This is a genomic window from Cronobacter dublinensis subsp. dublinensis LMG 23823, from assembly GCF_001277235.1.
Taxonomy (GTDB): Bacteria; Pseudomonadota; Gammaproteobacteria; order Enterobacterales; family Enterobacteriaceae; genus Cronobacter; species Cronobacter dublinensis.
Map to the genome: position 1 here is coordinate 4,364,670 of NZ_CP012266.1, position 20,390 is coordinate 4,385,059.

20 protein-coding genes are annotated in these 20,390 nt (G+C 52.8%); 17 read left to right on the forward strand and 3 right to left on the reverse strand.

Going from position 1 to position 20,390, the window contains the following annotated elements; all coding sequences use genetic code 11:
• The first annotated feature begins 12 nt into the window (after positions 1-12).
• Complete coding sequence (gene slmA / locus AFK67_RS20255; RefSeq protein ID WP_007713570.1) at positions 13-609, forward strand: nucleoid occlusion factor SlmA; 597 nt, start codon at positions 13-15, stop codon at positions 607-609.
• Positions 610-660: 51 nt separating this feature from the next.
• Here the strand turns inward: slmA and pyrE are convergent, their stop codons facing one another.
• Positions 661-1,302 carry an orotate phosphoribosyltransferase gene (gene pyrE, locus AFK67_RS20260; RefSeq protein ID WP_007713566.1) on the reverse strand — a complete coding sequence of 214 codons (642 nt, stop codon included), beginning with the start codon at positions 1,300-1,302 and terminating at the stop codon, positions 661-663.
• Positions 1,303-1,366: 64 nt separating this feature from the next.
• Positions 1,367-2,083: a ribonuclease PH gene (gene rph, locus AFK67_RS20265; protein WP_007713563.1), complete on the reverse strand. Its 717-nt coding sequence runs from the start codon at positions 2,081-2,083 to the stop codon at positions 1,367-1,369.
• Between the two features lie 125 nt (positions 2,084-2,208).
• Between rph and AFK67_RS20270 the strand changes: the two genes are divergently transcribed.
• Both AFK67_RS20270 and AFK67_RS20275 read left to right on the forward strand, forming a co-directional pair.
• The gene (locus AFK67_RS20270; RefSeq protein ID WP_007713561.1) at positions 2,209-3,072 is read left to right on the forward strand and encodes a YicC/YloC family endoribonuclease; all 864 of its coding nucleotides are present in this window, start codon (positions 2,209-2,211) and stop codon (positions 3,070-3,072) included.
• 208 nt (positions 3,073-3,280) lie between these two features.
• Entirely contained in the window at positions 3,281-3,898 is a 618-nt protein-coding gene (locus AFK67_RS20275; RefSeq protein WP_007753955.1) for a trimeric intracellular cation channel family protein, read from the forward strand.
• A 66-nt stretch (positions 3,899-3,964) separates the two neighbouring features.
• On the opposite strand, the gene ligB is transcribed toward AFK67_RS20275, so the two are convergent.
• The gene (gene ligB / locus AFK67_RS20280) at positions 3,965-5,665 is read right to left on the reverse strand and encodes an NAD-dependent DNA ligase LigB (protein WP_032966566.1); all 1,701 of its coding nucleotides are present in this window, start codon (positions 5,663-5,665) and stop codon (positions 3,965-3,967) included.
• A 257-nt stretch (positions 5,666-5,922) separates the two neighbouring features.
• Between ligB and gmk the strand changes: the two genes are divergently transcribed.
• The 14 genes from gmk to AFK67_RS20345 all read left to right on the forward strand — a co-directional run bounded on the left by gmk (position 5,923) and on the right by AFK67_RS20345 (position 20,365).
• Positions 5,923-6,546, forward strand: coding sequence for a guanylate kinase (gene gmk / locus AFK67_RS20285; protein ID WP_007713551.1), 624 nt, complete (start codon positions 5,923-5,925; stop codon positions 6,544-6,546).
• Between the two features lie 54 nt (positions 6,547-6,600).
• Complete coding sequence (gene rpoZ / locus AFK67_RS20290) at positions 6,601-6,876, forward strand: DNA-directed RNA polymerase subunit omega (protein ID WP_000135058.1); 276 nt, start codon at positions 6,601-6,603, stop codon at positions 6,874-6,876.
• 19 nt (positions 6,877-6,895) lie between these two features.
• Positions 6,896-9,016 (forward strand): bifunctional GTP diphosphokinase/guanosine-3',5'-bis pyrophosphate 3'-pyrophosphohydrolase, encoded by a 2,121-nt coding sequence (gene spoT / locus AFK67_RS20295; protein ID WP_032966559.1) that lies wholly within the window; start codon positions 6,896-6,898, stop codon positions 9,014-9,016.
• Between the two features lie 4 nt (positions 9,017-9,020).
• On the forward strand, positions 9,021-9,710 hold the full coding sequence (gene trmH / locus AFK67_RS20300) for a tRNA (guanosine(18)-2'-O)-methyltransferase TrmH (protein WP_007713546.1): 690 nt from the start codon (positions 9,021-9,023) through the stop codon (positions 9,708-9,710).
• 3 nt (positions 9,711-9,713) lie between these two features.
• The gene (recG, locus tag AFK67_RS20305; protein ID WP_007713544.1) at positions 9,714-11,792 is read left to right on the forward strand and encodes an ATP-dependent DNA helicase RecG; all 2,079 of its coding nucleotides are present in this window, start codon (positions 9,714-9,716) and stop codon (positions 11,790-11,792) included.
• 497 nt (positions 11,793-12,289) lie between these two features.
• A complete protein-coding gene (locus AFK67_RS20310; RefSeq protein WP_231692208.1) occupies positions 12,290-12,829 on the forward strand; it encodes a fimbrial protein in 540 nt (179 codons plus the stop codon).
• Positions 12,830-12,903: 74 nt separating this feature from the next.
• On the forward strand, positions 12,904-13,611 hold the full coding sequence (locus AFK67_RS20315) for a fimbrial biogenesis chaperone (protein ID WP_007713541.1): 708 nt from the start codon (positions 12,904-12,906) through the stop codon (positions 13,609-13,611).
• 14 nt (positions 13,612-13,625) lie between these two features.
• Positions 13,626-16,085 carry a fimbria/pilus outer membrane usher protein gene (locus AFK67_RS20320; RefSeq protein ID WP_038884727.1) on the forward strand — a complete coding sequence of 820 codons (2,460 nt, stop codon included), beginning with the start codon at positions 13,626-13,628 and terminating at the stop codon, positions 16,083-16,085.
• Entirely contained in the window at positions 16,085-17,071 is a 987-nt protein-coding gene (locus AFK67_RS20325; RefSeq protein WP_038884729.1) for a fimbrial protein, read from the forward strand. Before AFK67_RS20320 ends, AFK67_RS20325 begins: the two co-directional genes overlap by 1 nt.
• Before the next feature lie 88 nt (positions 17,072-17,159).
• Entirely contained in the window at positions 17,160-17,690 is a 531-nt protein-coding gene (locus AFK67_RS20330; RefSeq protein ID WP_007668092.1) for a fimbrial protein, read from the forward strand.
• Positions 17,691-17,829: 139 nt separating this feature from the next.
• The gene (locus AFK67_RS20335; protein ID WP_007729522.1) at positions 17,830-18,408 is read left to right on the forward strand and encodes a fimbrial protein; all 579 of its coding nucleotides are present in this window, start codon (positions 17,830-17,832) and stop codon (positions 18,406-18,408) included.
• Positions 18,409-18,480: 72 nt separating this feature from the next.
• A complete protein-coding gene (locus AFK67_RS20340) occupies positions 18,481-19,047 on the forward strand; it encodes a fimbrial protein (protein ID WP_032967556.1) in 567 nt (188 codons plus the stop codon).
• Positions 19,048-19,107: 60 nt separating this feature from the next.
• The gene (locus AFK67_RS23005) at positions 19,108-19,686 is read left to right on the forward strand and encodes a fimbrial protein (RefSeq protein WP_071602786.1); all 579 of its coding nucleotides are present in this window, start codon (positions 19,108-19,110) and stop codon (positions 19,684-19,686) included.
• Positions 19,687-19,795: 109 nt separating this feature from the next.
• Complete coding sequence (locus AFK67_RS20345) at positions 19,796-20,365, forward strand: fimbrial protein (protein ID WP_071602787.1); 570 nt, start codon at positions 19,796-19,798, stop codon at positions 20,363-20,365.
• Positions 20,366-20,390: the final 25 nt, after the last annotated feature.

A 20,390-nucleotide genomic window follows, 5' to 3' on the forward strand; every position in this document is an offset into this window, starting at 1 on the left:
GTATTTTAGAACATGGCAGAAAAACAAACCGCGAAAAGGAACCGTCGCGAAGAAATACTTCAGTCTCTGGCGCAGATGCTTGAATCCAGCGATGGCAGCCAACGTATTACGACCGCCAAACTCGCGGCGTCCGTTGGCGTCTCCGAGGCGGCGCTTTATCGCCACTTCCCCAGCAAAACACGCATGTTCGACAGCCTGATTGAGTTTATCGAAGACAGCCTGATCACCCGCATTAATCTCATTCTGAAAGACGAAAAAGAGACGCTTAACCGCCTGCGCCTGATTGTGCAGCTTATTCTTGGCTTCGGTGAACGTAACCCAGGGCTGACGCGCATTATGACCGGACATGCGCTGATGTTTGAACAGGACAGGCTGCAGGGGCGCATTAATCAGCTCTTTGAACGCATCGAAGCCCAGCTGCGTCAGGTGCTGCGCGAGAAAAAAATGCGTGAAGGCGAAGGGTACGCCACGGACGAAGCGCTGCTGGCAAGCCAGCTGCTGGCATTCTGTGAAGGCATGCTGTCGCGCTTTGTACGCAGCGAATTCCGCTACAGCCCGACCGCGGATTTTGAAGCCCGCTGGCCGTTGCTGGCCGCGCAGCTGCAATAAACGCTGCGCAGAAAAGTAAAAAGGCCGGATACCCGGCCTTTTGTTTTTTTATCAGACGCCGTATTGCTGGCGATACGCCTCTACCGCCGCCAGATGGTTCGCCATCTCCGGCTTCTCTGAGAGGTAAGCGATAAGCTCGTTGAGCGTAATAATCGCAATCACCTGACAGCCGTAATCGCGCTCCACTTCCTGAATCGCCGAGAGCTCGCCGCGCCCGCGTTCCTGTCTGTCGAGCGAAATCATAACGCCTGCAAGCGTCGCGCCGTTCGCCTGGATTATCTCCATCGATTCACGAATGGCGGTGCCTGCGGTGATTACGTCATCCACCAGCATGACGCGGCCCTGAAGCGCGCTGCCGACCAGATTGCCGCCTTCGCCGTGGTCTTTGGCCTCTTTGCGGTTAAAACAATAAGGCACGTCGCGCTCATGATGCTCCGCCAGCGCGACCGCCGTAGTGGTCGCGATAGGAATACCTTTATATGCAGGACCGAAAAGCAGATCGAAATCGATGCCAGAATCGACCAGCGCCTCAGCATAGAAACGGCCCAGCAACGCCAGATCTCGCCCGGTGTTAAAGAGACCGGCGTTAAAGAAGTAAGGGCTCTGACGCCCGGATTTCAGCGTGAACTCACCAAATTTAAGGACCTGTTTGTTAAGGGCGAATTCAATAAACTGGCGCTGATACGGTTTCATGGCTTTGCTCCTCAAATAGCATATTGCAGGCATAAAAAAGGCGACTCTTCAGTCGCCTTAAAAATCAGTTTGCTAACGCCGCCTTCTGCGACGCGATGATCGATTCAATTCCCCCACGGGCCAGCGCCAGCAAGGCAAGCAGCTCCTCATGGGAGAAGGGCTCGCCTTCCGCCGTGCCCTGCACTTCAATCATGCGCCCGTCTTCGGTCATCACAACGTTCATGTCGGTTTCGGCGGCGGAGTCTTCGACATATTCCAGATCGCACACCGCTTCGCCCTTGACGATACCAACAGACACCGCCGCCACCATCCCTTTCATCGGGTTGGTTTTCAGTTTTCCTGCCGCGACCAGCGCGTTCAGCGCATCGGCCAGCGCAACACAGGCACCGGTAATAGACGCGGTACGGGTGCCGCCATCGGCCTGAATCACATCGCAGTCCAGGGTAATGGTAAATTCGCCGAGCACCTTAAGATCTACCGCGGCGCGCAGTGAACGGGCAATCAGACGCTGGATTTCCAGCGTGCGGCCGCCCTGCTTGCCTTTCGCCGCTTCGCGAGCGTTACGGGTGTGCGTGGCGCGCGGTAACATGCCGTATTCGGCAGTGATCCAGCCCTGGCCCTGGCCTTTCAGAAAGCGCGGCACGCCTTCTTCAATAGACGCCGTGCAGAGCACTTTGGTATCGCCAAACTCAACCAGCACGGAGCCTTCTGCGTGTTTAGTGTAATGGCGGGTCAGGGTAACTGGGCGCACTTCAGATGCGCTACGGCCTGCTGGACGCATGGGCTTATCTCCGGCTTGTTAACGAATGTGGCTGCGCATTATACGGGCTGAAAGCGCTTATTCCTATCCTGTGTGACCCGCGGTAGCTATAATCCCCTCATTCACTTCAGAAAACGGGTACTTCTATGATCCGCAGTATGACCGCCTACGCCCGGCGAGAAATTAAGGGTGACTGGGGCAGCGCCACCTGGGAGCTGCGTTCAGTAAACCAGCGCTACCTGGAAACTTATTTCCGTCTGCCGGAGCAGTTCCGCAGCCTTGAACCCGTGGTGCGCGAGCGCATCCGTACCCGTCTGACACGCGGCAAAGTCGAATGTAGCCTGCGCTTTGAGCCCGATGCCAGCGCCCAGGGCGAGCTGATCCTGAACGAAAAACTGGCTAAACAGCTGGTTGCCGCCGCTAACTGGGTAAAACTGCAGAGCGACGAAGGTGAAATTAATCCGGTCGACATTCTGCGCTGGCCTGGCGTGATGGCGGCTCAGGAGCAGGATCTGGACACTATCGCTGCTGAAATCCTCACGGCGCTGGACGGCGCGCTCGATGACTTTATCGTGGCGCGCGAGACCGAAGGCCAGGCGCTGAAAGCGCTTATCGAACAGCGCCTGGAGGGCGTGAGCGCGGAGGTAACCAAAGTGCGTGCGCATATGCCGGAAATTCTCCAGTGGCAGCGTGAACGCCTGGTGTCCAAACTCGAAGAGGCGCAGGTTCAGCTAGAAAATAACCGCCTGGAACAGGAGCTGGTTATGATGGCGCAGCGTATTGATGTCGCTGAAGAGCTCGACCGTCTGGAAGCGCATGTTAAAGAAACCTATAACATTCTGAAGAAAAAAGAGGCGGTAGGTCGCCGCCTGGACTTCATGATGCAGGAATTTAACCGCGAATCTAATACGCTGGCATCAAAATCTATTAATGCCGAAGTGACTAACTCCGCCATTGAACTCAAAGTATTAATTGAGCAAATGCGCGAGCAGATCCAGAACATTGAGTAATCCGTAAAGGGCCCATTTGGGCCCTTCTTAACGCCTGCTGCTGTCCTGTCGAGCCTTATGCCAGCGCGGTATTCCTGAGCCATCAGCCCGTTTTATCGCCTTCTCATCGTATTAAAAAAACTAATCCTAACCCTTTCACTTTAGAAAAACTCAATCGTGACACTTCGCACAACTCGTTACCCTTCCCGGCCAGCTACCGGAGGAAACGATGTTACTGCATGTGCTTTACCTGATTGGGATTACCGCAGAAGCGATGACGGGGGCCCTTGCGGCCGGGCGTCGTCGGATGGACACCTTTGGCGTCATAATTATCGCTACCGCGACCGCGCTTGGCGGCGGCTCCGTCAGGGATATCCTGCTGGGTCACTACCCGCTGGGCTGGGTAAAGCACCCGGAATATGTGGTGATTGTCGCCGCAGCGGCGGTTATCACGACCTTCGCTGCGCCTCTGATGCCACATTTGCGACGCCTTTTCCTGATACTGGATGCGCTGGGACTGGTCGTGTTTTCCATTATCGGCGCGCAAATCGCGCTGGATATGGGCGAAGGCCCGATCATCGCATCAATAGCCGCGGTGGTGACCGGCGTCTTTGGCGGCGTATTACGGGATATGTTTTGCAAACGCATTCCTCTCGTCTTTCAAAAAGAGCTTTACGCGGGCATCTCTTTCGCCGCAGCCGTGCTGTATATCGCGCTGGAACACTATGTCTCAAGCCATGATGTAGTGGTGATAGCAACACTGCTGTTCGGCTTTACCGCACGTCTGTTGGCGCTGCGCTTCCGTCTCGGTCTGCCGGTTTTCCATTATCGTGCCGAAACGCACTGACGGTTACGCCTGTCGTAGCTTATGTCGCTGTCGCCGGGGCAGGAACCTGTATTGACAACCACATCATCATTCGTTAGTGCCGCGTGGCGGCTCAAAGCCAGCGATTTTCTGCCGGGCCAGCCACTGCGCCATCGCGACGACATCAGGATGATGAATGTAGCTCACCAGCTGACGCGCCCGCTCTGCGCCAACGCCTGGAAGCGTTTGCCAGCTAAGCTCGTTACGCGCCTGGAGTTGATGCCAGGTATCGTCAGTCAGCGCCTGCCAGGCACGTGCTGGCAATGGAATGCCCAGCGCCTTTACCCAACGCTGAAAAGGCTGCCGCCGCGTCAGGTTAAACTGATGCCAGAGCTGTGCGGCGCGTCTGGCGCTAAAACCCGGCGTCGCGTTTAACGCATCAGCACTCAGCGAAAGCCAGGAAAACAGGTGTTCAAAATGTTGGCTGCGCAGCAGTTGACGCCATGTCGCCTCACCAGCCCCAGCCATACCCAGTACGGGCTCGCCACTAAGCCAGACCAGACGGGAGATAAACTGCGCCTCACACGCCGCCGACACGTATAAACAGCTCAGCGCATCAAAGCGGGCAACGGGCGGTTCAGGCTTATTACGCTGTATGGGTCGCCAGATGACAGCATCCAGCCGTGGAATACCTTGCCCTGCCAGACTCACCTGTACCTGGTCACCTTCGGCAAGATCCAGTTTCTCCCAGCGCGCCAGCGAGCCTACGCTGACTTTCGCAACTTGCTTGTCATCGAGCAAAACCGGCTCAAGCTGGGCTACCACGCTTATCTTGCCGGTTCGGCCAATCGCAAAACGTAGCGCCTTCACTTCCGTGACCTGATTCACGGGCGGATATTTCCATGCCGCCACCCAAAAGCCTTCCCCCGGACGCCAGCTTTTGCCAGGCGGCTCGCGAGAGGCGCGGATCACCACGCCGTCGGTGACAAATGGCAGCGCGTCGCTGAACCACTGCTCACGCCAGCGGGCGACATCTGCCGTTGTATTTACCGGCTGGCTCCAGGCTTGCGCTAACGGAAAGCCACCTTGCGCCAGCATAGCCAGACGCGCTTTCATATCCTGCGGGCCATCCGGCCACGCCCAGATAAAAAGATCCAGATCGTTAAGCACTGAAGACGCCGCGTTGCGCATCATCGCGCCTGCCACACGAGCGCGGGCGTTAACGCCGCCGTCGTGCTGCTGTCGATGACCTTCACGGCGCAGGAAGAGCTCGCCCTGCAACACGCTATCGGCAAGTTCACCATCCACCTGTTGAGGAATAGCAGGAATATGGCGCGCTCGCGCCGTCCAGTCTTCGCCTTGCAGCCCATCGCCACGGCTAATCACCTGCCGAAGCTCACCCTTACGATAAACCAGAGAGACCGCCACGCCGTCCACCTTCGGTTGTACCCAGAGATCGGTTTTGCCGCGCATCCACTGGGAAAGCGACGCGGCATCCCTGAGTTTTTGCACGCCGGTATGCGCCACAGGATGGGGCGTCCGCCCCGCCGCTACAGGCGCGGGAGCATCGTTAACTGTTGGGAGCGTAAAACAGCTCTGCCATTCTTTTAGCCGCTGACGCATACCGTCATACACCGCGTCGCTGACTTTGTTTTCGCCCTGTAGCCAGTAGGCCTCGTCCCAGCGCGCCAGCTGGTTTTGCAGCGCCCCGACCTCCTTTTGCGCCTGCACAGGCGTCCAGTCAGGGCACACAGCGCGAGCACTGCCACACGCCAGGCTCGCCCAGAATAAGATAATAATGATACGCACGTTTACCCCCTTCGCTTACTTGCCGGGACGGTAATACATGACGCTTTCCTGAGGCGACACAGACTGTTGGGTTTTACGAGATGCTTTCCGGCATTTTTCGTCCTTTGCATAAACGAGACGATTTTTCTGGATAACGTCTCGCAAAATCGCGCAAAGAGGCGCTTACCCTACGACAAAGACTGCGCCAGCGTAGCGCGACGTGTATAATAAGGCGGTATACGCACCTCTTTTCGCATACCAACAGACGTAAAAACCACATGGCTCAAGGCACGCTTTATATTGTTTCCGCTCCCAGTGGCGCGGGTAAATCCAGCCTTATTCAGGCTTTTTTAAAGACGCAACCGCTCTATGACTCACAGGTGTCGGTGTCGCATACCACGCGCAATCCCCGTCCTGGCGAAGTGCATGGCGAACATTATTTCTTTGTTAATCATGACCACTTTCGGGCGATGATTGCCGAAGATGCGTTTCTTGAACATGCGGAAGTGTTTGGCAATTACTACGGGACGTCGCGCGCCGCTATTGAGCAAGTGCTGGCGACGGGCGTTGATGTTTTCCTGGATATCGACTGGCAAGGGGCGCGGCAAATTCGTGAAAAAATGCCGCACGCACGCAGTATCTTTATACTGCCGCCGTCAAAGGAAGAGCTCAACCGCCGCCTGCGCGGCCGTGGTCAGGATAGCGAAGAGGTGATTGCAAAACGTATGGCGCAGGCTGTGGCGGAAATGAGCCACTATGCGGAGTACGATTATCTTATCGTTAACGACGATTTTGATACGGCGCTGTCTGACTTAAAAATCATTCTGCGCGCCGAACGTCTGCGTATGAGCCGCCAGAAGCAGCGACATGACGCTTTAATCACCAAACTATTGGCAGACTGAGCGTAGTTTCAGTATCATGCCCAGTCATTTCTTCACCTGTGGAGCTTTTTAAATATGGCACGCGTAACTGTTCAGGACGCTGTAGAGAAAATTGGTAACCGTTTTGACCTGGTGCTGGTCGCCGCGCGTCGCGCTCGTCAGATGCAGGTGGGCGGCAAAGATCCGCTGGTACCGGAAGAAAACGATAAAACCACTGTTATTGCGCTGCGTGAAATCGAAGAAGGTCTGATCAACAACCAGATCCTCGACGTGCGTGAGCGCCAGGAGCAGCAGGAGCAGGAAGCCGCAGAACTGCAGGCCGTTACCGCTATCGCTGAAGGCCGTCGTTAATAACTTGTGCGGGTAGCCCTTGTATCTGTTTGAAAGCCTGAATCAACTGATTCAACAATACCTGCCTGCGGACCAGATTAAGCGTCTGCAGCAGGCTTATCTCGTTGCACGTGATGCTCACGAGGGACAGACACGTTCAAGTGGCGAACCCTACATCACTCATCCAGTAGCCGTAGCCTGTATCCTGGCCGAGATGAAACTCGACTATGAAACGTTGATGGCTGCGCTGCTGCATGATGTGATTGAAGACACGCCTGCCACCTACCAGGATATGGAACAGCTGTTCGGTAAAAGCGTCGCCGAACTGGTGGAAGGGGTTTCTAAGCTCGATAAGCTGAAATTCCGCGACAAGAAAGAGGCGCAGGCCGAAAACTTTCGCAAAATGATCATGGCTATGGTGCAGGATATCCGCGTCATTCTGATCAAACTCGCCGACCGTACCCACAATATGCGCACGCTGGGCTCGCTTCGCCCGGATAAGCGTCGCCGCATTGCCCGCGAAACCCTTGAAATCTATAGCCCTCTGGCGCACCGCCTCGGTATTCATCATCTGAAAACCGAGCTGGAAGAACTGGGCTTCGAAGCGCTCCATCCTAACCGTTATCGCGTCATTAAAGAGGTCGTTAAGGCCGCACGCGGCAACCGTAAGGAGATGATTCAGAAGATCCTTTCTGAAATTGAAGGTCGCTTACAGGAGGCGGGTATTCCGTGCCGCGTCAGCGGTCGCGAAAAACATTTGTACTCCATCTACTGCAAGATGGTGCTGAAAGAGCAGCGTTTCCACTCCATCATGGATATCTACGCGTTTCGCGTGATCGTGAGAGATGTCGATACCTGTTATCGCGTACTTGGCCAGATGCACAGCCTTTATAAGCCGCGCCCGGGCCGCATGAAAGATTACATCGCCATCCCGAAGGCGAACGGCTACCAGTCGCTCCATACCTCTATGATTGGCCCGCACGGCGTGCCGGTCGAAGTGCAGATCCGTACTGAAGATATGGACCAGATGGCGGAAATGGGTGTCGCGGCGCACTGGGCCTATAAAGAGCACGGTGAAAGCAGCACTACCGCGCAGATCCGCGCCCAGCGCTGGATGCAAAGCCTGCTGGAGCTTCAGCAGAGCGCGGGCAGTTCCTTTGAATTTATCGAGAGCGTTAAATCCGATCTCTTCCCGGATGAGATTTACGTTTTCACGCCGGAAGGGCGCATTGTCGAGTTGCCTGCGGGCGCAACGCCGGTCGATTTTGCGTATGCGGTACATACGGATATCGGCCACGCCTGCGTTGGCGCTCGCGTAGACCGCCAGCCCTATCCGCTCTCCCAGTCGCTTTCCAGCGGCCAGACCGTAGAAATTATCACAGCGCCAGGCGCTCGTCCGAACGCCGCCTGGCTGAACTTTGTCGTGAGCTCTAAAGCGCGCGCTAAAATTCGCCAGATGCTGAAAAACCTCAAGCGCGATGACTCGGTAAGCCTGGGTCGTCGTCTGCTGAACCATGCGCTGGGCGGCAGCCGGAAGCTGGCTGAAATCCCGCCGGAACATATCCAGCGTGAGCTGGAGCGCATGAAGCTCGCCACGCTTGACGACCTGCTGGCTGAAATCGGCCTCGGCAACGCGATGAGCGTCGTGGTCGCAAAAAACCTGCTGCAGGGCGAAGCGGTTTCCAGCAATCAACCGAGCGTGCCGGCGTCAGGCCACAGTCATTTGCCGATTAAAGGCGCGGACGGCGTGCTGATCACCTTCGCCAAATGCTGTCGTCCGATCCCGGGCGATCCTATCGTCGCGCACGTCAGCCCAGGCAAAGGCCTCGTTATCCATCATGAATCCTGTCGAAATATTCGCGGCTATCAGAAAGAGCCCGAGAAATTTATGGCGGTGGAATGGGATAAAGAGACCGAGCAGGAGTTCATCACCGAAATCAAAGTGGATATGTTTAACCACCAGGGTGCGCTGGCGAACCTCACGGCAGCAATCAACACCGCAGGCTCAAATATTCAGAGCCTGAACACTGAAGAGAAAGATGGCCGCGTTTACAGCGCCTTTATTCGCCTCACGGCGCGCGATCGCGTTCATCTGGCGAACATCATGCGTAAAATCCGCGTGATGCCGGACGTGATTAAAGTCACTCGTAACAGAAACTAACTTTATGAATTCTCAGCGTTATGCGCGTATCTGCGAGATGCTGGCCCGACGTCAGCCCGATCTGACCGTCTGCATGGAGCAGGTTCATAAGCCTCATAACGTCTCGGCCATCATCCGTACCGCAGACGCCGTGGGCGTCCACGAAGTCCACGCCGTTTGGCCGGGAAACCGCATGCGCACCATGGCCTCTTCCGCCGCGGGCAGCAACAGCTGGGTGGAAGTTAAAACGCACCGCACTATTGGCGATGCTGTGGGCCATCTGAAAGCGCGCGGCATGCAGATCCTCGCAACACACCTCTCTGATAAGTCAGTCGATTTTCGCGAAATCGACTATACGCGACCGACCTGCATCCTGATGGGACAGGAAAAAACCGGTATCACTGAAGAGGCATTAAACCTTGCCGACCAGGACATCATTATTCCGATGATCGGCATGGTGCAGTCACTTAACGTTTCTGTTGCCTCTGCACTTATCTTGTACGAAGCGCAGCGTCAGCGGCAAAACGCGGGCATGTACCGGCGCGCCAATAGCGCGCTGCCTGAAGACGAACAGCAGCGTCTGTTGTTTGAAGGCGGCTACCCGGTGCTCGCGAATGTGGCGAAGCGTAAAGGCCTGCCCTACCCTCGCGTGAATGACCAGGGTGAAATCGACGCGCCACAGGACTGGTGGGCGACTATGCAGGCCGCGGAGTAAGCGATGCGTGGCCGTCTGCTGGATGCCGTACCGTTAAGCTCACTGACCGGCGTGGGCACCAGCCAGAGCGCGAAGCTCGCAAAAATCGGCCTGCATACTGTACAGGATCTGCTGCTGCACTTTCCCCTGCGCTACGAAGACCGCACCCATCTGTATCCCATCAACGACCTCCTGCCCGGCGTCTACGCTACGGTGGAAGGTGAAGTGCTGAACTGCAATATCACGTTTGGTGGCCGCCGTATGATGACCTGCCAGATAAGCGACGGCACCGGCATCCTGACGATGCGCTTTTTCAATTTCAACGCTGCGATGAAAAATAGCCTGTCGGCGGGTCGCCGGGTGCTGGCCTACGGCGAAGCGAAACGCGGCAAATACGGCGCGGAGATGATTCACCCTGAATACCGTATTCAGGACGATTTGAGTACGCCGGAAATGCAGGAAACCCTGACGCCGGTGTATCCGACGACGGAAGGGATACGCCAGGCGACGTTGCGTAAACTTACCGATCAGGCGCTGGAACTGCTCGATACCTGCGCTATCGCCGAGCTGCTGCCGCCTGAGCTATCGCAGGGATTAATGAGCCTGCCGGAGGCGATACGTACGCTGCATCGTCCACCGCCGGATATGAAGATGGAAGACCTGGAAAGCGGTCAACATCCTGCACAGCGTCGTTTGATTCTGGAAGAGTTACTGGCCCATAACCTGAGCATGCTGGCGCTACGTGCCGGTGCACAGCGGTATCATGCGCAGTCGCTCGCTGCCAAAGATTCACTTAAAAATCAGTTGCTCGCTTCTCTGCCCTTCAAACCTACCGGCGCCCAGGCGCGTGTGGTGGCGGAAATCGAGCACGATATGGCGCTGGATGTGCCTATGATGCGGCTGGTGCAGGGCGATGTTGGCTCGGGTAAAACGCTGGTGGCCGCGCTTGCCGCGCTACGCGCGATTGCCAACGGCAAACAAGTAGCGATGATGGCACCAACCGAGCTGCTGGCCGAGCAGCACGCCAACAACTTCCGTAGCTGGTTTGCACCGCTCGGCATTGAAGTTGGCTGGCTGGCTGGCAAGCAAAAAGGAAAAGCGCGTCAGGCTCAACAAGAAGCCATTGCCAGTGGCCAGGTATCGATGGTTGTCGGCACGCACGCGATTTTTCAGGAACAGGTGCAGTTCAATGGCCTTGCGCTGGTCATTATTGACGAACAGCACCGTTTTGGCGTACATCAGCGGCTGGCGCTCTGGGAAAAAGGCCAGCAGCAGGGCTTCCATCCCCATCAGCTTATTATGACCGCAACACCAATCCCGCGAACGCTTGCGATGACGGCCTACGCGGATCTCGACACTTCAGTGATTGATGAGCTACCGCCAGGCCGCACGCCGGTTACCACCGTCGCTATCGCCGATACCCGCCGCAATGAGATTATCGAGCGCGTACGCAGCGCCTGTCAGGAAGGCCGTCAGGCATACTGGGTATGCACGCTTATCGAAGAGTCGGAACTGCTGGAAGCGCAAGCGGCAGAGGCGACCTGGGAGGAGCTAAAGACCACGCTACCAGACCTCAATGTCGGGCTGGTGCACGGGCGCATGAAACCCGCAGAAAAGCAGGCGGTGATGCAGGCATTTAAGCGCGGTGAAATCCATCTTCTCGTGGCGACAACCGTAATCGAAGTCGGTGTTGACGTACCGAACGCTAGCCTGATGATCATTGAAAATCCGGAGCGTCTGGGTCTGGCACAGCTTCATCAGTTGCGTGGTCGTGTTGGCCGCGGTGCGGTGGCATCGCATTGCGTACTGCTTTACAAATCGCCTCTGTCCGCTACAGCACAAAAACGCCTGCAGGTGTTACGTGACAGCAACGACGGGTTCGTTATCGCTCAGAAAGATTTAGAAATCCGTGGTCCTGGCGAACTTCTGGGTACCCGCCAGACCGGCAATGCTGAATTCCGGGTAGCCGATCTTTTACGTGACCAGGCGTTAATTCCAGAGGTGCAGCGTATTGCACGACATATCCATGAGCGCTATACGGAGCAGGCTGCGGCATTGATTGAACGTTGGATGCCGGAAACAGAAAAATATTCTAATGCTTAACCGGCGGAGTAAACGACCCCGCCACACCGATCAAAAACAGTAAAAACAGGCTATAAATAAATTCTTAATTTTCATCACCATTATTATTTTAGATCCCCTCGTGAATCATACGACTTACGTTAAAGTAACTTCACATCTTTAACCCCGAAAAATGTTTAACCCGCCAATATCTTAAAATAACCCTAAAAATACATTCATGAATTGAATAGTATAAAGAGTATTTTAAAGATCCCATAGATTGCATAAATGTTTTAATGAAAATCAATTGAAGGCGATATCAACCCGCACAATTTGCATAACGATGCGTAATGGAGTTGATGTCTATTATACGCGAATTATTTTATTAGATGTTGCCAGTTTATTTTCAGCGCATTAACATCAGCGCCCCGCTCAAGGTAAGTCAGCGCTATCATGGTTATTTTATTGCTCCTCGAGTACCGGTTTTGACTGCATAAACAATAAATACCAATAAGTATGAATAGCATAGGCGAGATAACATGATGAACAAACGTACATTAATTGCATTTATGAGTTGCGCGTTAATTAGCGGAAGCGCGTTTGCTGAAGATAACGTCGCAACGCTTAACGTCACCGGGGCCTTAAACGGGTCGGCAGCAACATGCACCCTTGCACTTGATCATACTGTGGCGGAGTTAGGGCAGGCGGCCCTTAACATGCTGCCTTATATCGGCTCATCAAGCCAGGATGTGAAAACACAAGACGCGTACTTCGTTAATTTTTTAGGTGAAGGCTGTGCTCAGGATAACTATGGCGTGAAGTTTATCGGCGCTACGGATGAGTCCGGCCAGGCGCTGGCAAATAGCCTCACAGGTGAAGGTGCCGCAGAAGGCATAGCCGTAAATATTTACGATGCGCAGGGTTCGATTATTACGCCAAATACTGGTGTAGAGCAGGTTTACGAAGAAATTTATCATCGCCATTTTCCTTTCTACTTAGCGATGGCAAAACGTGCCGATCGAGATTCACGAGCAGGGAATGTGCAAGCCAGCCTGACGGTTGAAATGGTTCGTTTATAAAGCGCCAGGATTTAACTCACCCGCAAATGATTTGGCGGGCTTAACTTTCAAAAAACAATTAATGGATTAATCGAATGAAAAAACTGTTGCTGACAGCGCTGTTGCCTGTCGCGTTATGGTCAGGCATTGCCAGCAGCGCCCTTACGTTGAATGCCGATCGTGTTGTTTATAATGAGGCGGATGGCGATGCGTCTGTGACGGTGCATAGTGATGAAGACCGCGCCTATTTAATCCAGACATGGCTGGATTCGGGAAATAGCACGGCAAAACAAAACTTGCCTTTTGTGGTCACGCCGCCGCTTTTCCGCCTGGCCCCCAAGAGCGATAACGTTATTCGTGTCATGTATCTCGGTCATGGCTTACCAACGGACAAAGAAACGTTACTGTGGCTGGATGTTAAAGGCGTGCCGGGGCTTAACGATGAAGAATCGCAAGTGCAGAATCGTATGGTGCTGGCCATTAACAACCGTATTAAATTCTTCTTCCGCCCGGCAGGACTGAAAGGCGATGCAGGCGAGGCGATTAAAAATGCCCAGTGGACTCGCGCAGGTAATACGGTAACTGTAAATAATAACTCACCTTTTAACCTGGTATTAAGCAAAATTGATATCGATAAAGAATTAATTAAGGTATCCGTTATTGACAATAATACGGTTATCCCTCCATTTGGTAAAAAGAGCTACACCCTGAAACATACACCCCAAAGCGGCGCTGAGGTTCAGTGGGAAGCAATTAACGACTTTGGTGGCACGACGAAAACATATTCACAGCATCTTGACTAATGAGTTGAGATGTTATGTGCGGCGCGAAAGTTAAACTCATCGCCTCTCTTGTGAGTTCTGCGATTATTTGCCGCAGTGTATTTGCTGGCGAGTATTTTGATCCAGGGTTACTTCAGGCAGTAAATGGTCAGTCTGCGATTACTGACACCTCCCTGTTAAGCCAGGGTTATCAGCCTCCAGGGACGTATCGGGTACATATCGATGTGAATGGCAAAGCGGTCATGGTCAGCAGCGTGAGGTTCGAATTAGACAAGGAGAAACGGTTGATTCCGTGCCTCTCGTTCGAAGCCTATAAAAAGCTGGGTGTGGATATGAGCAAAATAGATGCTAAAGCGAAAGATAATGAGGCCACGAAAGCTTGTGCGTCTGCTGAAGAGCAAGTGCCCGGGTTGAAAGTCGATTTCGATTTTTCGCAGTTAAAGCTCAGCATAAATATTCCGCAGACAGTATTGCTCGATGAAACGGTTATGGGTGTGCCTGAAGAGGAATGGGATGATGGTATTCCGGCCTTTGTGAACACTTATCAGTTATCAGGCCAGCAATATATTACCCGAAGCGCAGGGACACAGGATTCGGTTTTCGCCAATCTGACCAATGGCATCAATATTGGGCGCTGGCGTTATCGTAATAACTCAACGCTCAGTAAGGATGAAGGCTGGAAAAGTGTTTCCAATTATCTGGAGACTGCCGTGCGCGCGCTTAAAGGCGAACTGACGCTGGGTGACGCCAGTACGCCAGGCGATATTTTCGATAGCCTGGTATTACGTGGCGTACAGCTTTCCTCGGACACCGATATGTTGCCCGATCAAATGGATGGCTTCGCTCCCGTGATTCGCGGTATCGCCAAAAGCAACGCGCAGGTCACCGTGCGCGATCATGGCAGCATTGTTTACCAGCGCTCCGTACCGCCAGGGCCTTTCGTCATTAACGATCTTTCTTCCGTCTCCGACGGCGGCAAGCTGGACGTGACCGTTAAAGAAGCGGATGGCTCAGAAACCCATACGACCGTCGCGTATTCAAGCGTGCCGCAGCTGCTGCGAGCCAAACAAGTGAAATATAGCCTGGTAATGGGACATTACAAAATGACCGGCCCGACTAACGGAGAGCACGATCCGCGGCTAGTGCAGGCCACACTGGCATGGGGCCTTCCATTAAATACCACGCTTTACGGGGGCGCTCAGTATCACGAGCGTTTTAAAGCTTTTAATGCAGGTATCGGTTTCGATATGAAGCGTTTTGGCGGCATTGCGATTGATGTGACGAAAAGCGAAGGCCAACACAACAATCAAAAGATTGCGGACGGCAAAATGGTACGTCTCACCTATCGCAACACGCTGGCTGATGGAGATACTCAAATCCGGCTGGATAACCGTTATTACTATGACGATTACTCTTCTTTTCAGGACTGGGCCGACAACGAAGCCATAATGCCGGGTGAACGTAAACGCCGGGAATATAACTTATCGCTTAATCAAAACATTAACGACGAACATAGCTTATATGCAACGTTGTCACGAACGGAGAATGGTGATCGTAGCGTCTCCCGCTCCTGGCAACTGGGTTGGAGCGGATCATTCCATCTTCTCAGCCTGTCTCTGGCATTCAGTATGTCACGCGAAAGCGACGCGCCAGAGTGGGACAAACAGCTTTCAATGACGCTCTCAGTGCCCTTCAGCGAAGCTTATCCTACGTTGCAACCGACCGCTAACTATACGGCGACCAGCAGCCTGCAGGGTGATATGTCTAACCAACTCGGGCTGTCCGGACGTTTTGGCGATAACAGCGATCTCAACTGGAACGCTCAGCTTACGGAAGCATCACAGCATCAGCAGAGCGATACGCAAACTGCATCGGTGGGCGTGGATTATCAGGGCCGTTACGGCGATGCCAGTGTTACCTATAACGCTGACAGAAATAACTATCTGTCGTGGAATGCCTCCGGCAGTGTGATAGCACATCGTCATGGCATTACTGCCGGGCGTTTTACCAGCAACAGTATGGCACTCATCGCAGCACCAGGTGCTGCCGATCTCCCGCTTAGTAACGGCCAGAATGTTATTACCGACAGTCGGGGCTATGCACTCATGCCTGATGTTCAGGCTTACCGTCGTAACCAGCTGGAAATTGATACGCATAACGCCGATAAATCTCTCGATTTTGTGAGTACATCAGCGGAGGTCGTGCCGACAAAAGATGCCGTGGTGATGGCTGAATTTAAACCCATTACCGGACGGAAAGCGGTGGCAACAGTGACCTATAACGGCACAAATCCGCCTTTTGGCGCACGTGTCAAAATTGAAGGTCAGGATAATGCCTTCTATCTCGGCGATGGTGGTCAGGTTTACCTGAACGCTGCGCCAGATAGTGGTGTGCTTACCGTTTCGTGGGGCGACCATCAACATTGCCAGGCCCCCTTTAATCTACCGCCAAAAGGCAAAGCACCTATTGTGCTGGTGACAACGGAGTGTCACTGATGAAACGGAGCTCACATTACTCTTTATCTGGTGCAATGGCTGCGGCCATGTTGGTAAGCACGTTGCACACCGCCAAAGCCGATGAATGCAAGCTGAATACCGCAGGCGACCACGTGAATCTGAATGTGCCGGTTGCGGTGCAGCTACCGTTGACGACCAGCAGTGCGATGAGCGGCACCGTTTTATATAAAAAAGAGGCACCGCTCTCTTTGCTTTCGGGCATGCATAAAAATATTAATATGCAATGCCTTGAGACCATACGTAAAAAACTGGCAGGCCGCATTCCGGGCGCCCAGAGTGGCAAGAATATTTATGCCACCACCGTTAACGGCCTGGGGGTCAGAATTACCGCGATTTACGCTAAACCAGGCGCAGGAAAAAAAGAGTGGGCATTCCCTTTTACTGCATCAGGTATGGATCTCAGCGATAAAACTGTCAGCACGGACGACATTTCTCTGCGCCTGGAAGTGATTAAGACTGGCGCAGTTACGCCCTCAGGGAATATGGATTTCCGTATTCCATCGTTACTGACGCTGGCGGATAATTCGCTGGTTGTCAGCCTGACGATGAGAATTATTGCCGCACAAGCCCACTGTGCGATCCAGATTGCCAGTCCGCAAATCGCGCTGCCTCCTATTGATGCTGGTAAGCTGGCGCAAGGCGGGAAAGAAGCGACGTACCCGGTTAGCGTAAATTTAAATTGTATTAATACACAAAAAGCGAGCATTAATGTTGAAGGTGTAACGGATGCAACAACCAAAACCATCTTTAAAAACGTGGCGAAGGAGAATGCAGCACAAGGCGTCGGAATAGAAATGCTTTATAACGGTAGCGTAATGTCACCTGATGAACCTTTAAATATTCTTCTGCCTACGCAACAGAATACATTCCCTTTGCCACTTGCATTACGGTATGCAAAAACTAACGCCAAAATTTCTGGCGGCCAGGTTAAAACACAAATAACAATGCGCATTAATTATTTATAAAAAGAAATACGGAAGCAGCATTTTCTCAATCGAGTGAATATGCTTCGCTTATTTTATACATTCATGGAAATAAAAAAGGATATTTATTATGAAAAAAACACTGATTGGCTTCGCCGTTTCCGCACTTTTCGCAATGGGTTCCGCACAGGCTGCAGGTAACGACACGTCTGCAACGCTGAATATTACCGGCACCGTCACTGCACCGTCGGCATCCTGCGCAGTTCAACTGGGTTCTACCACGGTGAATCTGGAAGACGATATCACCAACCTGGTTGGTCAGAACCAAACTGCAACCCATGCCAATGAAGTCACCGTCAGCGTCACTGGCGAAGGCTGCGCAAATCTGGTTGAAGAAAATCACATCGCTTATAAATTTGTCGGTGTTGCGGATAATGCTGCTGGCACTTCCCTGGCGAACAGCGATGTAACTGCTGGCGCGGCAACTGGCGTTGGTATTGGTATTTTTGATGAAGCTAACGCACCGGTGAAAATCAATAGCGATACGCTGCTGGCTTCCCAGGCAGACAAATTCAAGCTGCAGATGGTGAAACTGGACGGACAAACGCCTGTCGCAGGTAGCCTGCTCGGCTCACTGACCGTACAGATCGAACGTATGTAATTCCGAAGCCCATCACAGGATGGGCTTTTTCTTCATTGAATTGAGATAACGGTGGCTGCAATTGCAGGCATCGTTATTCGGTTATTCAACACCAGGATTTATTGCTGGTATTGAGATAAATAATCCATAAGGATATGCAATGAAAAAAGCGTTATTTTGCGTCGCAGCGTCGACCTTTTTAATGCTGGGTGCGGCACATGCCTCCACTGACTCTAACGATATTAGCGCGAACCTGACCGTGAAAGGCAATCTTCACGAGACTCCGCAAATCGCTGGTTGTACGGTCACGCTTGATAAAGGAAGCGTCGCCTTAAACAGCAACGTGACGGATATGCCCTCGCAGGGTGATAAAGCCGTGAATGCATCATCCGTTAATCTGGTGATCAGATCGCTTGCACCGACGGTAGCACCTTATGATGCCTGTACACAGGAGCTTGCTGACGGTCACATTGCGTTTAAAGTCACTGGCGTCGGTGACAGCGTGGAAAATACTGTCCTCGCTAATACACAAGCGACCGGCGGTGCACAAGGCGTAGGTGTCGGTATTTACGATACCGAAGGCGAACCCGTTCCGTTAAATAGCGTTGTGAATCTTCTCGATTCGGGCGGTGAAGCCGGTATTGGCGAAATCAGCGTAGGCCTGGTAAAGCTGAAAAATCAGACACCAACCGCTGGTCTGGTCGCCGCCGCGCTCACGATTGAAGTCGCTCATATTTAATAATAAATCCTCAGCATTATTAAGCACCACGGTTACAGTCATCAACGCTTAATAAATTAAAAGGAATAAACAATGAAGAAAATCATTGGCAGCCTGGCTGCCGCTATCTCGTTAGTTTCAGGAATGGCCTGTGCTGAAATTCAGCCAACAGACATCAGTGGAGTAATGCAGGTTCACGGCATGCTCAATCAGCAACCTGTGAAAATGAATTGCAATATTTCACTTTCTGTAAATAGTGTTGCCTTGACGGCAGATCAAAATATCCCGCAGCAAGGCGATAAACTCGCTACGCAGCAAATTAAACAGGTTGGTGTAATTGTCTCTGCACAACCAGGCGATCAATGCTCGCAACGCCTCGCACAGGACCAGCTTGCCCTGCGGTTAACGGGTATTGGTGACAATGTAGAAAATACCGTTCTTGCCAATACATTAGCCAATGGTGCCGTTAACGTTGGTGTCGGTATTTATTCCCCACAAGGGGAGCCGATCCCATTGAACAGCACGATTCCTGTTCAGGTGACAAATCAAGCCACTATGGGCAACGCGGGAATTGGTCTGGCATTAGTGAAGTTGAAAAACAAGTCTACGAATGGCGGCATGGTGCAAAGCCAGCTGACTATCGAGGCCGTTCGTTTGTAATACCAAAAACGTTAAAGCGCTCGTTCAGGGCGCTTTAATACTCACAAAAAGGACATTGAAATGAAGCATATTATTACAGGTATAGCAGTTTCAACATGTATGTTCCTGAGTACTGCACATGCAGCATCTGTGCTATCTGATACCAGCCGTTCACTCACCGTACAAGGGAGCTTAAAAGAAAATACTGCGGCTTCCGGATGTGCAGTTTCACTTTCACGAAGCAGTGTAACTGACGTTAAAGTCGCTAACGATATTCCCCTGCAGGGCGAAGACGCCAAAATTATCTCCAGCGTGACATTATCCGTTGATCCGATTAACCCATCGTTATCTCCTGTTGACGACTGCTCAAGAGACATTATCGAGGGTAAGGTTGGCTTCAAATTGACCGGACCTGCTGATAATGGCGAAGGTACCGCGCTTGCAAATACACTAACCGGTGACAATGCGGCAACAGGCGTTGGTGTCGGGATTTTTAACATTCAGGGAAAATATATCCCGCTGAATAGCGTGATTAATGCCACAACTAACGTGAATAGTGGCAGCGCTATAATTGGCGTAGCCATGGTCAAGTTAAAAGGACAAACCGTCACGGTAGGGCATGTCCAGAGTAACCTGACGGTTGAAGTTGCTCATCTCTGATTTTTAGCTTTTATAAATATGTAGCAGAGAGCAGCGTGACGTTTGAACTCGTAACGCTGTAATTGCGTTAACTCGCCATCGTCGAAATAGATTATTCGAGTAAAAATATATGTTTAAAAAACAGCTTTTTGCTGTAGGCGCTTGTGCACTTTTGATTGCTTCCGCCGTTCATGCCGCAACGTCTAATGACACCGCCGCGTCACTGTCTATTACAGGCCAGTTAATGACGCCGGAAGTCTATAATAGCTGCGTGGTTTCACTGCCGACCGCCAGCGCGGTGAATTTGAATACGGATGGTTCAAGTCTTGCCGATCAAGGAGATAGCGCCACCAACGCCGCACCGGTCACGATTGCGGTAGATGGCAAGGCCAACGCCAACAGCTGCGAGCAGCAAATGGATGAAGGCCGGCTGGCGATTAAATTCGTCGGTACCCCGGATAGCAGCGATGGTACCGTTCTGGCGAATACGTATCAGGGGGAAGACGCGGCCACTGGCGTTGGCGTCGGCATTTTCGATCAGACGGGCAAACCGCTTAGCCTGGCCGAGTTGTTACCGCTGGATGCAGGTGAAAACAGCGCCTCTATTACGATTGGTCTCCAGCCCGTTGAGCTTAAAGGCCAGACCGCGACGACCGGCAAGATCCAGAGCAGCGTCACAATCGAAGTTGTTCATATGTAACCTCTCACGCCCATCTCCGGATGGG